Here is a 12,810-nt window from a genome sequence, read left to right as displayed (position 1 = left end):
CGGGTGGCCGGTGCCGCGGGTGAGCTGGTGACCACGCTCGCCGACCTGGACCGCTTCTACGCGGGACTGCTCGGCGGTGAACTGCTGCCCCCGCGCCGGCTGCGCGAGATGCTCGACACCCGTGCCACACACGGCTCGTACGGCATGGGCCTGGTCCCCGTGAAACTTCCGTGCGGCACCACGGTGTGGGGGCACAACGGACGCATTTCCGGTAGCTACGTGCGCAGCGCAGCCACCGTCGACGGCCGGCATGTCCTCACCTTCCGGGTGAACACGGACGCGATAGCGGACCCCGGTCTCGAACCCGCGGTACTCGCGGCCGAGTTCTGCCCTCGCACCCCGTAGAACGGCCGGGCCCCGAACGGAGATCCCGGTTCACGACACTCGTTCGAGTGAACGTGAACGCGGATTCCCCGGGGCAGGCCCGACCAGCCCGGCCTGCCCCGGCGCCCGCCGGACCACCCCGGCACCCCGGTACGCTCCGGACCGACCCGAGCAGCTCCGAACCGGCCCGAACCGCTTTGGATTCCCTCTGCGCCGATACGTCGGCGGCACCGCCCTACATCGGAATGATGTCCGGAGCCCCCAGCCGGGCCGCGTCCGCCGTCAGGTCGTCCGGCTGCCGCTGCGACTCCCGTTCGGCCTCCACCCGCTTCTCGTAGTGCTGCACCTCGCGTTCGATCCGGTCCTTGTCCCAGCCCAGCACCGGCGCCATCAGCTCGGCGGCCTCCCGGGCGCTGCGCGTCCCCCGGTCGAACGTCTCGATCGAGATGCGGGTGCGCCGGGTCAGCACGTCGTCCAGATGCCGCGCTCCCTCGTGCGAGGCGGCATAGGTGATCTCGGCGCGCAGGTAGTCGTCGGCCGCCTGCAGCGGTTGGCCCAGCGAGGGGTCTTCGGCGACGAGTTCCAGGACCTCTTCGGCCAGCGACCCGTAGCGGTTCAGCAGGTGCTCGACCCGCACCACGTGCAGTCCGGTGCGTGCGGCGATCCGCGCCCGCGCATTCCACAGCGCCCGGTACCCTTCGGCCCCGACCAGCGGCGTGTCCTCGGTGACGCAGGCGGCGACCCGTACGTCGAGCCCGTGCACGGCCTCGTCCACCGCGTCCTTGGCCATCACGCGGTACGTCGTGTACTTGCCGCCCGCGACCACCACGAGTCCGGGTACCGGATGCGCCACGGTGTGCTCCCGCGACAGCTTGCTGGTCGCGTCGGACTCACCGGCGAGCAGCGGCCGCAGGCCGGCGAACACGCCCTGGACGTCGTCCCTCGTGAGCGGGACCGCGAGCACCGAGTTCACGTGCTCGAGCAGATAGTCGATGTCCGCGCTGGACGCGGCCGGGTGCGCCTTGTCGAGGTCCCAGTCGGTGTCCGTGGTCCCGACGATCCAGTGCCGGCCCCACGGGATGACGAACAGGACGGACTTCTCCGTGCGCAGGATGAGCCCGGTGGTGGAGTGGATGCGGTCCTTGGGGACGACCAGGTGGATGCCCTTGGAGGCCCGTACGTGGAACCGGCCCCGCTCGCCCACCATCGCCTGGGTGTCGTCGGTCCACACCCCGGTGGCGTTGACGATCTGTTTGGCGCGGACTTCGTACTCCCCGCCGCCCTCGACGTCCTGTACCCGGGCGCCGACGACCCGTTCGCCCTCGCGCAGGAATCCGGTCACCCGCGCACGGTTGGCGACCTTCGCGCCGTATGCCGCGGCGGTGCGCACCAGCGTCGCCACGAACCGCGCGTCGTCCATTTGGGCGTCGTAGTACTGCAACGCCCCGACCAGGGCGCCCTTCTTCAGGCACGGTGCCACGCGCAGCGCGTGACGGCGGCTCAGGTGCCGGTGCACGGGCAGTCCCCGTCCGTGTCCGGGAGCCATCGACATGGCGTCGTAGAGTGCGACGCCCGCGCCGGCGTACAGCCGCTCCCAGCCCTTGTGCTGCAGCGGGTAGAGGAACGGCACCGGTTTCACCAGGTGCGGGGCGAGCTTCTCCAGCAGGAGACCGCGTTCCTTCAGCGCCTCCCGTACGAGGGCGAAGTCGAGCATCTCCAGGTAGCGCAGACCTCCGTGTATCAGTTTGCTGGATCGGCTGGACGTGCCCGAGGCCCAGTCACGTGCCTCGACCAGTCCTGTGGACAGGCCGCGTGTCACTGCGTCCAGCGCGGTGCCCGCGCCGACCACGCCGCTGCCCACCACCAGCACGTCCAGTTCGCGCTCCGCCATGGATGCGAGTGACTCGGCGCGCTCCGCCGGTCCCAGTGTCGCTGTCCTCACCGCTGCCTCCCGCTCATCGGTCGCATCGGCCGCACCCGTCGGGCGAAGCCCGGCCCCTCCCTCATGCCCAAATTCTCGCCGCGTTGTCCAACTTCAGCCACCACGCACCCCAGCCTGTGGACAACTCTTGCCTCGACTCGGCGAAACTCGGCCGATCAATACAGCAAATCGGTCATATTTACTCCTAGTCTGACATTGCGCTCGCTCGTTCTGTCCACAGGGCTTGCGCACCTGTCCCGCTTCGGTTACTGGGAAGGACGGCCCACGCCATGCCCGCAGATCTCGCCGTCATCGGACTCGGCCCGTACGGTCTCCCCCTGGCCCAGGCCGCCGTCGCCGCCGGCATCCCCACCATCGGCTACCGGACCGGCCCGGAGGCAGCCTCCCTCAGCCCCGCCGAGCTGCGCCGCATGGTCGCGCAGGGGTTCCGCTCGCTCACCGGCCCCGCCGAGCTCGGCCGGGTACGCACCGCGGTCATCTGCGCGCCGGCTCCGCGCGGCGCGGAAGGCGGGCTGGATCTCGGCCAGGTGGAAGCGGCAGCCCACACCCTGGCCGCGCGGCTGCGCCCGCACACCACGGTGATCCTCGAGTCCCCGGTGCCCCCCGGGACGACCGAGGAGTTCCTCCGCCCCCTGCTCGAATCCGGATCCGGCCTCCGTGCGGGCCGTGACTTCCACCTCGCCTACTCCCCCAGCCGCGTCGACCCCGGCAACCGCGACTTCACCCCCGCCAACACGCCGAAGGTCATCGGCGGGCTCACCCCGGCCTGCACCGAGTCGGCCGCCGCGTTCTACGGGAGGCTCAGCGACAAGATCGTCCGCGCGCGTGGCCCCCGGGAAGCGGAGACCGTGCAGTTGCTGGAGACCAATTTCCGCCACGTCAACACCGCCCTCGTCAACGAGATGGCCGTGCTCTGCCACGACCTGGGCGTCGACCTGTGGGACGTCATCCGCTGTGCGGAGACCAAGCCCTTCGGCTTCCACTCCTTCCGTCCCGGCCCCGGTGTCGGCGGCCACGCCGTCGCCCAGGACCTGACCGCCCACACGGGCCGCACCCTGCGGATGGCGGAACTCGCCCAGCAGGTCAACGGCCGCATGCCCCACTACGTCGTCCAGCGCGCCGCCGCGCTCCTCAACGAGCACGGCAAGTCGGCCCGCGGCGCACGCGTGCTGCTCCTCGGCGTCACCTACAAGGCCGACCTCGCCGACCAGCAGGGCAGTCCCGCGCGGGAGATCGCGATGCGGCTGATGGAGCTGGGGGCCTCCGTCAGTTACCACGACCCGCACGTTCCGTCCTGGAGCGTGCTCGACCGCCCCCTCCCCCGCGCGGACTCCTTGTACGAGGCCGCCGCCGACGCCGACCTGACGATCCTGCTCCAGCAGCACCGCACGTACGACCTCCAGGGCCTGTCCGTGAAGGCCCAGCTGCTGCTGGACACGCGCGGGGCCACACCGACGGGGGCAGCGCACCGGCTGTGAGAGGGGGCGCCCGCGGCTCACCGCGCTCCAGGGGGTGGCGGTGGGCGGCGTCCCGCGGCCGGAGACGGACGCCACCGCCCCGAATCGGCCCGTCTCCCGGCATTCAGGCCGGAGGCAACCGCGCGCCCCGCGCCGCCCCGCGCGCCCTCCACACCACCGCACCACCCTCACGGACACACGACGGGGCCCGGCCATCCACACGGATGGCCGGGCCCCGTCGTCGTCATCGCCTCAAGGGCGTCGTGCTCCGGGCGAGCGCGGCGTCACGTCATCGCCGGTGCTGCGAGTCCGCCACCGTCACCTCGACGCGCTGGAACTCCTTCAGCTCGCTGTAGCCGGTGGTGGCCATGGCGCGGCGCAGGGCACCGAAGAGGTTCATCGAGCCGTCGGGCGTGTGCGACGGGCCGGTGAGGATCTCCTCGATGGTGCCGACGGTGCCGAGGTCGACCTTCTTGCCGCGCGGCAGCTCCTCGTTCACCGCCTCCATGCCCCAGTGGTTGCCCTTGCCGGGACCGTCGGTGGCGCGCGCGAGCGGGGAGCCCATCATCACCGCGTCGGCGCCGCAGGCGATCGCCTTGGGCAGGTCGCCCGACCAGCCCACGCCGCCGTCGGCGATCACGTGCACGTACCGGCCGCCGGACTCGTCCATGTAGTCACGGCGGGCGGCGGCCACGTCCGCGACCGCGGTGGCCATGGGGACCTGGATGCCGAGCACATTGCGGGTGGTGTGCGCGGCACCGCCGCCGAAGCCCACCAGGACACCGGCCGCACCGGTACGCATCAGGTGCAGGGCCGCGGTGTAGGTGGCGCAGCCGCCGACGATCACCGGGACGTCGAGTTCGTAGATGAACTGCTTCAGGTTGAGCGGCTCGTGCGAGCCGGAGACGTGCTCCGCGGAGACGGTCGTGCCGCGGATCACGAAGATGTCCACGCCGGCGTCGACGACGGCCTTGGAGAACTGCGCGGTGCGCTGCGGGGAGAGCGCGGCCGCGGTGACCACACCCGAGTCGCGCACCTCCTTGATGCGCTGCCCGATCAGTTCCTCCTTGATGGGAGCGGCGTAGATCTCCTGGAAGCGGCGCGTGGCCGTCTCGGCGTCCAGCTCGGCGATCTCGTCGAGCAGCGGCTGCGGGTCCTCGTACCGCGTCCACAGTCCTTCGAGGTTCAGCACGCCGAGGCCGCCGAGCTCACCGATGCGGATCGCCGTGGCCGGGGAGACGACCGAGTCCATGGGGGCGGCCAGGAAGGGCAGCTCAAAGCGGTAGGCGTCGATCTGCCAGGCGATCGAGACCTCCTTCGGGTCCCGCGTACGGCGGCTGGGGACGACGGCGATGTCGTCGAAGGCGTAAGCCCTGCGGCCGCGCTTGCCTCGCCCGATCTCGATCTCAGTCACGTCTGTGGCCTTTCCCTGATGCGTTGCAGCGCTTTCCAGTATCCCCGACAGTCCCGCTTCGCCTCGCCCCGGACGGACGGCGAGGGCGGCCCGGGCCTCTCCCGGGCCGCCCTCGGACGACTGTCACCGCCCGTGCACCCCGTTGTACGGTCTGCACGCGTGTGTGCGTGGGGCACGCGCGAGGCACGTGGGCCGTCGCTGTCGGACGGCCGTCTCGCGCGGGCGCGGGCTGTCAGGCTGTCACCGCTTGTTGCTGTAGTTGGGTGCTTCCACGGTCATCTGGATGTCGTGCGGGTGGCTCTCCTTGAGTCCCGCGGAGGTGATCCGCACGAAGCGGCCGTTCGCCTGCAGGTCGGGCACGGTCTGGCCGCCGACGTAGAACATCGACTGCCGCAGGCCTCCGACCAGCTGGTGGACCACGGAGGAGAGCGGGCCGCGATAGGGCACCTGGCCCTCGATGCCCTCGGGGACGAGCTGCTCGTCGGAGGCGACGCCCTCCTGGAAGTAACGGTCCTTGGAGAACGACTTGCGGTCGCCGCGGGTCTGCATCGCGCCGAGCGACCCCATGCCGCGGTACGACTTGAACTGCTTGCCGTTGATGAACATCAGCTCGCCCGGAGACTCCTCGCAGCCCGCGAGCAGCGACCCCAGCATCACCGTGTCGGCGCCCGCGACCAGGGCCTTGGCGATGTCGCCGGAGTACTGCAGGCCGCCGTCGCCGATGACCGGGACCCCGGCTTCCTTGGCGGCGAGCGCGGCTTCGTAGATCGCGGTGACCTGCGGCACTCCCACACCGGCGACGACGCGCGTGGTGCAGATGGAGCCGGGGCCGACGCCGACCTTGATGCCGTCGCAGCCCGCGTCGACCAGTGCCTTCGCGCCGTCGCGCGTGGCGACGTTGCCGCCGATGACGTCGACACCGGTGGAGTTCGATTTGATCTTGGCGACCATGTCGCCGACGAGGCGGGAGTGACCGTGCGCGGTGTCGACGACGATGAAGTCGGCGCCCGCCTCGATCAGGGCCTGGGCCCGCTCGAAAGCGTCGCCGGCGACGCCGACCGCGGCACCGACCAGCAGCCGGCCCTCGCCGTCCTTGGCGGCGAGCGGGTACTGCTCGGCCTTGACGAAGTCCTTGACCGTGATCAGGCCCTTGAGGACACCGTGGTCGTCGACCAGCGGAAGCTTCTCGATCTTGTGGCGGCGCAGCAGCTGCATGGCGTCCGGGCCGGAGATGCCGACCTTGCCGGTTACCAGCGGCATCGGCGTCATGACCTCGCGCACCCGCTGGGAGCGGTCCGTCTCGAAGGTCATGTCACGGTTGGTGACTATGCCGAGGAGCTTCTTGTTGCCGTCGGTGACCGGGACACCGCTGATGCGGAACTTGGCGCACAGGGCGTCGGCCTCGGCGATGGTGGCGTCCGGGTGGATGGTGATCGGGTCGGTGACCATGCCGGACTCGGAGCGCTTCACCAGGTCGACCTGGTTCGCCTGGTCCTCGATGGACAGGTTGCGGTGCAGGACGCCGACGCCGCCCTGGCGGGCCATCGCGATCGCCATGCGCGATTCGGTCACCTTGTCCATGGCGGCGGACAGCAGCGGGATGTTGACCCGCACGTTCCGGGAGACGTGCGAGGCGGTGTCGATCTCGTCGGGTGCCATGTCCGACGGGCCCGGCAACAGCAGCACGTCGTCGTAGGTCAGCCCGAGTGTCGCGAATTTACCGGGCACTCCGTCGACGTTCGCAGTCATGACACCTTCCCCAAATGGCCTTGATCGGTGCGGATGTCCATGCTAACGGGAAGCAGAGGTGTCTCATTCCACCGTTCTGCAAGGCTCCGGTATTCGTATGTTCGTACGGAATCGGCCGGGCGTCCGTTCATTCCCCAAGGGGCGGCAGGGCGGCGGATGGTTTCCGCAGCGGCGGTTACTGCTCCGCCAGGGCGCGCAGCCGGCTCAGGGCGCGGTGCTGGGCGACCCGGACGGCACCGGGTGACATTCCCAACATCTGACCGGTCTCCTCCGCCGTGAGACCCACGGCGATCCGCAGCAGAAGCAGCTCGCGCTGGTTCTCGGGCAGGTTGGCCATCAGCTTCTTGGCCCATTCGGCGTCGCTGCTGAGCAGGGCGCGTTCCTCCGGACCGAGGGAGTCGTCGGGACGCTCGGGCATCTCGTCGGAGGGCACGGCCGTCAGACCGGGGTGACGCATCGCGGCGCGCTGCAGGTCGGCGACCTTGTGTGCGGCGATGGCGAAGACGAACGCCTCGAAGGGGCGGCCGGTGTCCTTGTAGCGGGGCAGCGCGAGGAGCACCGCCACGCAGACCTCCTGGGCGAGGTCCTCGACGAAGTGCCGGGCGTCGCCCGGGAGCCGGGACAGCCGGGTGCGGCAGTACCGCAGTGCCAGGGGGTGGACATGGGCGAGCAGATCATGGGTGGCCTGCTCGTCCCCGTCGACGGCGCGGTGGACGAGCGCACCGATCGCCCCTTGGGCAGTGCCCGCCTCGTCGTCGCGCATCGGTCCATGGTGCCTTGCGGGCGCCGGCTCCGCGGCACCCCGTCCGTTGTTGTGCACCGAAGCGTTATGAGCAGGTGCGCCGGAACTCATCCCCTGCGCCCTCCTCTTCCGCTCGACCGACTTGTCCCCGAGGAACTCCACACCTCAAGGATGCGTCATCCGCGGCGAAACAGGCACCGGGCACTCGGGCACCGCTTTCGACACCCGGGCGAACCGGGCATTTCGCACCCCTGTCGACGAGGTGCGCGCGGACGACCGCAGGTCCTGTCGTCCGGATCGGTCCGAGGCCGTCCAGCGGGACGGGCGCCCTGCCGGACCACGGGCCGCGTCCGGCAGGGCGACGGCAGCCCGCGTCGGAGACGTCGCCCGTCTCCGACACGATCCCGCAAGGGCGGGAGCCGGGCAGGTGCGGTCGAGGCGGGTGCGGTCCGGGCGGGTTCATCCGCGCGCCCCCACCCGCCGGCCACCGCTCGATGCCGCACACCGAAGCCGGTCCGATCCGGAGGACAGGCCCTAGCGGACCAGACCCCACCGGAATCCGAGCGCCACCGCGTGGGCCCGGTCCGACGCTCCGAGCTTCTTGAAGAGCCGCCGTGCGTGCGTCTTGACGGTGTCCTCGGAGAGGAACAGCTCGCGACCGATCTCGGCGTTGGAACGGCCGTGGCTCATGCCTTCGAGGACCTGGATCTCACGCGCGGTGAGCGTGGGCGCGGCGCCCATCTCCGCCGAGCGCAGCCGCCGCGGGGCGAGCCGCCAGGTCGGATCGGCGAGAGCCTGGGTGACCGTCGCACGCAGCTCCGCGCGGGAGGCGTCCTTGTGCAGATAGCCACGGGCGCCGGCGGCCACCGCGAGCGCCACGCCGTCGAGGTCCTCGGCCACGGTGAGCATGATGATCCGCGCACCGGGGTCTGCGGACAGCAGCCGCCGGACCGTCTCGACACCCCCCAGGCCGGGCATGCGCACGTCCATCAGAATCAGGTCCGAGCGGTCGGCTCCCCAGCGGCGGAGAACTTCCTCGCCGTTGGCAGCCGTCGTCACGCGCTCGACGCCGGGCACGGTCGCGACCGCGCGGCGAAGCGCTTCTCGGGCAAGCGGGGAGTCGTCGCAGACGAGGACGGAAGTCATGACCGCCCTCCGCAGCTGATGCGCGTCACCTTGAGCCTCCAGGCTGGTACGAAATCGTCACCCGTGCGGTCGACCGCTTCGGACACCTGCCCGAGCGCTTGTTCCTTCAACCGCCTCGCACTCTCAACGACGGTCACTCAAAAGAGTTACGGGGCCGTCTGCCGTCTTCGGCACTCTACGTGAGGGGGCGGACACGGTGCAGACACGCGCGGGAGACCCTCGAACTTTCATCACAACCCATGCCCCTTTCGGCCCCTTTTCTTCCCATTTACTGGTGTCTGCGGCTAGATTCGCAATGAGTCATATTTTCATCTCCTTGGATCGTAGTTGTACGGTCGTGGACACCGGATCCGCCCAGAACGGCTACAAGGGGTCACGTAATGGCAGATTTCTCCCGCCTTCCAGGACCGAACGCGGACCTGTGGGACTGGCAGCTCCTGGCCGCGTGCCGCGGGGTGGACAGCTCGCTCTTCTTCCACCCCGAGGGCGAGCGCGGGGCGGCACGAAGTGCTCGCGAGAACTCGGCCAAAGAGGTCTGCATGAGGTGCCCGGTACGCGCCGAGTGCGCCGCCCACGCCCTGGCCGTACGCGAGCCGTACGGCGTGTGGGGCGGACTGACCGAGGACGAGCGCGAAGAACTGATGGGCCGGGCGCGTCACCGGCTGGTGTCGGCACCTGCATCGACATCGACGACGTCGGCACCCGGTTCACCGACGGCATCGGCGGTGTCGGCGTCGGTGAACCCGGTGCCGACGTCGGTCGGCGAGCACGCCGCTTCGAACAACTGAAGGAACGTTTCTTCACCTCGGGCGCACACGTGTGCCCTTTTCTTTTCGCGGGGAGGCTCGGCCCTCCCCGTCCCGCCCGAGCAACGGCGGAGAGAAGACGGCGACCGGACCGGACACGAGAAGACGCACCACAGGACGGGAGAGGGCCGGCCTCCCCTGAGCGCCGGGTCCCGGCCGGCCCCTGCTAACGGCCGCCCGCGCGCGCCAGCTGGTCGAGTGTCGCGCCCACCGCGGGCACCTGGGCGAGGTCGGGGAGGGTCAGGGCGACGATCTCCCGCCGCACCGCGGGCTCCAGAGCGACAGTGCGCACCCCCCTGGGCCGTACGGAATCGATGGCCAGCTGGGGCAGAATGGCCACCCCGAGCCCCGCGCCGACCAGGCCGGCCACAGCGGGATAGTCGTCGGTCGCGAAGTCGATGCGGGGGGTGAAACCGGCCGTCTCGCACACCTCCACCAGCTGCCCCCGGCAGCGCGGACAGCCGGCGATCCACGGCTCCTCGGCGAGTTCCCCTATGGCCAGGGACTCCGCGTGCGCCAGCGGGTGCCGCTCGGGCAGGAGCCCCACGAGCCGGTCCGTGAGGAGCGGCCGCACGACGAGGTCGTCCCACTCCTCCGCACCCGCCGCCCCTTCGTAGCGGAAGGCGAGGGCCACATCGCAGTCGCCCTCCCGCAGCATCTCGACGGACCGGGGCGGTTCGGCCTCCTCCAGGGAGACACGGGTGCCCGGGTGGGCGTCGCGGAGCGCGGCGAGGGCTGTCGGAACGAGCGTCGAACTGCCGCTGGGGAAGGACACGAGCCGTACCCGCCCCGCCCGCAGCCCGGCGATCGCGGCGACCTCCTCCTCGGCGGCTGTCAGTCCGGCGAGGATGCCGGCGGCATGGCGCACCAACGCGTCCCCGGCCTGCGTCATGCGCATCTCTCGTCCGGTGCGGACGAGCAGGGGCGTGCCGACGGACGCCTCCAGCGCCTTCATCTGCTGACTGACGGCGGGCTGGGTGCAGCCCAGTTCCCTGGCCGCCGCGGAGAACGAACCGGTGGTGGCCACGGCGCGCAGTACTCGGAGATGACGGGCCTCGATCACGCCCCAAGGATAAGCCGCCCTTTGATGCTGCACTGAATATCGCTTCGACGCTTTGATTCTGCATCGCTTACGGTGCGCCTCATGAAGCTTCTGTCTGTGAACCTGGGTCGCCCCAAAGCCGTGCCGTACACGGACCAGCCCGAGGGCCTGACCGGCATCGACAAGCAGCCGGTGGACGGGGCGGTGCGGGTGGCGGCGCCGGGGCCGAAGGGGTTCGGCGCGAGTGGACTGGCCGGGGACGCGGTGTGCGAGACGCGGCACCACGGGGGAAACGACCAGGCGGTGTACGCGATGGCCCGCGAGGACCTCGACGAGTGGGAAGGCGTGCTGGGGCGCACGCTGCCGAACGGCTCGTTCGGGGAGAACCTCACCACGGAGGGGATCGATCTGTCCGGTGCCCGGATCGGTGAACGGTGGGCCATCGGATCCGAGGTGGTGCTGGAGGTCACCTCCGGTCGCATTCCTTGCCGCACCTTCCAGGGCCATCTGGGTGAGAAGGGCTGGGTGAAGCGGTTCACGCAGCGGGGTGCGCCGGGCGCGTATCTGCGGGTGGTCCGGCCCGGTGAGATCCGGGCGGGCGACGCGATACGGATCGTGCACCGGCCGGATCACGAGGTGACGGTCGCTCTGCAGTTCCGGGCGGTGACGACCGAGCAGACTCTGCTGCCACTGCTGCTGGCGGCGGGCGACGCTCTCCACCCGGAGGCACTGGCGAGGGCACGGAAGTACAAGGAGAAGTACGAGGAGAACCTCGGAGCGAAGTCCGCCACGGTCCAGGGCTCCTGACCGGCGGTCACCGCTCACCGGCCATGGACTGCCGGGCCGTCCCTGAGCTCAGAGCACCGAGCACCTGCTCCTGTCCGTCCGGCCGGACAGGACGGCGGAAGACGGACGGCGGAAGGCTGCTGAGCCCCCTTCCTCGGGGTAAATCCCTGATCCTGTACGAGGGTTGGGTCAGGGATGGCTCCGGGGAGGTCCCGATGTCCGGCGGGCCGTGATCCAGGACGCTCGAAGCATGTCTCGTCACATGTCCAAGAGCGCGGCGCCGGACGGGGGAAGCCCGCCCGGCGCCCCCCGCCGCGCATTCCGCTGGAAGCGCCTTGTCGCCGTACTCGGCTCACTGGTCACCGTGTTCGCCGTGGCCGTCGGCGGCCTGTTCGCCTGGCTGTGGACCGGCGCCGAGGTCAGCACGGTGGGCAGGACGCCGTTCGACAACGCCCTGGCGATACCGCCGTTGGCCGATTCGACCGTGGAGAAGGACGGCACACGGGTCTTCGACCTGCGCATGCAGGCGGGTGAGACGGAGTTCCGCGACGGGAAGAGGACCGCGACCTGGGGGTTCAACGGCTCCTACCTCGGCCCGACGCTACGGGCGGAGCGTGGCGAGAAGGTGCGGGTGCGGGTCAGTAACCGTCTGGACGAGGCGTCCTCCGTGCACTGGCACGGAATGCATCTGCCGGCGCGCATGGACGGCGGACCGCACCAGATGATCGCTCCGGGTGCCACCTGGACACCACACTGGACCGTGGACCAGCCGGCGGCGACGCTCTGGTACCACCCTCACCCGCACGGCAGGACCGAGGAGCACGTCCGGCGTGGTCTGGCCGGCCTGTTCCTCCTCGGCGACGAGAAGTCCGCTCGCCTGCCCCTGCCGAAGCGGTACGGCGTCGACGATCTGCCGGTCGTCGTGCAGGACGTCCGCTTCGACGGCGGTCAGCTGGCCGGGGACCGCGGGATGCTGCAGAACGCGGGCTTCCTGGGCGACCGGACCATGGTCAACGGCACGCTGGACCCCTATCGGGAGGTGCGCGACGAGCTGATACGACTGCGGCTGGTCAACGCGTCCACCGCCCGTACCTACGCCTTCGGTTTCCCGGACGGCCGTGACGTCTCGCTGATCGGCACGGACGGCGGACTGCTGGAGCGCCCCGCGGCGATGGACCGGGTGCAGCTGTCGCCGGGCGAGCGCGCCGAGATCGTCGTGCGGGTCGAGGCGGGCGAGCGGGTGATGCTCCGGAGCTTCCCCCAGGAGAACTACGGGGGCTTCTGGCAGCAGCGGTTCGGCGGCGGCGACGATTCCTTCGACGTACTGGAGCTACGGGCCGCCCGGCAGCTGCGGGCGTCGCCGGAGTTGCCGACCGCGCTCGCCGAGCCGGAACTGCCCGAC

The 12,810-nt window shown here is 70.6% G+C and carries 10 protein-coding genes and 1 pseudogene; 5 read left to right on the top strand and 6 right to left on the bottom strand.

What is annotated here, in order from left to right; all coding sequences use genetic code 11:
* Positions 1-345: pseudogene (locus AOK11_RS02405) on the top strand (serine hydrolase); the annotation flags it as partial.
* A gap of 214 nt (positions 346-559) precedes the next feature.
* Here the strand turns inward: AOK11_RS02405 and AOK11_RS02400 are convergent.
* Positions 560-2,266: a glycerol-3-phosphate dehydrogenase/oxidase gene (locus tag AOK11_RS02400; protein ID WP_079034578.1), complete on the bottom strand. Its 1,707-nt coding sequence runs from the start codon at positions 2,264-2,266 to the stop codon at positions 560-562.
* A 269-nt stretch (positions 2,267-2,535) separates the two neighbouring features.
* Between AOK11_RS02400 and AOK11_RS02395 the strand changes: the two genes are divergently transcribed.
* Complete coding sequence (locus AOK11_RS02395; RefSeq protein WP_055591955.1) at positions 2,536-3,744, top strand: nucleotide sugar dehydrogenase; 1,209 nt, start codon at positions 2,536-2,538, stop codon at positions 3,742-3,744.
* A 268-nt stretch (positions 3,745-4,012) separates the two neighbouring features.
* Here the strand turns inward: AOK11_RS02395 and AOK11_RS02390 are convergent, their stop codons facing one another.
* The 4 genes from AOK11_RS02390 to AOK11_RS02375 form a co-directional block, all read right to left on the bottom strand.
* The gene (locus AOK11_RS02390) at positions 4,013-5,137 is read right to left on the bottom strand and encodes a GuaB3 family IMP dehydrogenase-related protein (RefSeq protein WP_055591954.1); all 1,125 of its coding nucleotides are present in this window, start codon (positions 5,135-5,137) and stop codon (positions 4,013-4,015) included.
* A gap of 240 nt (positions 5,138-5,377) precedes the next feature.
* A complete protein-coding gene (gene guaB / locus AOK11_RS02385; protein WP_055591953.1) occupies positions 5,378-6,886 on the bottom strand; it encodes an IMP dehydrogenase in 1,509 nt (502 codons plus the stop codon).
* 175 nt (positions 6,887-7,061) lie between these two features.
* A complete protein-coding gene (locus tag AOK11_RS02380) occupies positions 7,062-7,649 on the bottom strand; it encodes a sigma-70 family RNA polymerase sigma factor (RefSeq protein WP_055591952.1) in 588 nt (195 codons plus the stop codon).
* A 513-nt stretch (positions 7,650-8,162) separates the two neighbouring features.
* Complete coding sequence (locus tag AOK11_RS02375; protein WP_003948568.1) at positions 8,163-8,774, bottom strand: response regulator transcription factor; 612 nt, start codon at positions 8,772-8,774, stop codon at positions 8,163-8,165.
* A 380-nt stretch (positions 8,775-9,154) separates the two neighbouring features.
* Here AOK11_RS02375 and AOK11_RS46090 point away from each other — a divergent pair, with 380 nt between their 5' ends.
* The gene (locus tag AOK11_RS46090) at positions 9,155-9,562 is read left to right on the top strand and encodes a WhiB family transcriptional regulator (protein ID WP_079034577.1); all 408 of its coding nucleotides are present in this window, start codon (positions 9,155-9,157) and stop codon (positions 9,560-9,562) included.
* Between the two features lie 184 nt (positions 9,563-9,746).
* On the opposite strand, the gene AOK11_RS02370 is transcribed toward AOK11_RS46090, so the two are convergent.
* Positions 9,747-10,643, bottom strand: coding sequence for a LysR family transcriptional regulator (locus tag AOK11_RS02370; protein WP_055591951.1), 897 nt, complete (start codon positions 10,641-10,643; stop codon positions 9,747-9,749).
* Between the two features lie 81 nt (positions 10,644-10,724).
* On the opposite strand from AOK11_RS02370, the gene AOK11_RS02365 reads away from it, so the two are divergent.
* Positions 10,725-11,429, top strand: a complete 705-nt coding sequence (locus AOK11_RS02365) for an MOSC domain-containing protein (RefSeq protein ID WP_055591950.1) — start codon at positions 10,725-10,727, stop codon at positions 11,427-11,429.
* A gap of 229 nt (positions 11,430-11,658) precedes the next feature.
* The coding region (locus tag AOK11_RS02360; RefSeq protein WP_240497177.1) for a multicopper oxidase family protein at positions 11,659-12,810 on the top strand (1,152 nt) is incomplete at its 3' end.

Origin of the sequence: Streptomyces hirsutus, assembly GCF_001418415.1 — a bacterium.
In the GTDB taxonomy this organism is placed as follows: domain Bacteria; phylum Actinomycetota; class Actinomycetes; order Streptomycetales; family Streptomycetaceae; genus Streptomyces; species Streptomyces hirsutus.
Note: the sequence above shows the minus strand (reverse complement) of the source record. Positions and strands in the feature narration are given on the sequence as shown.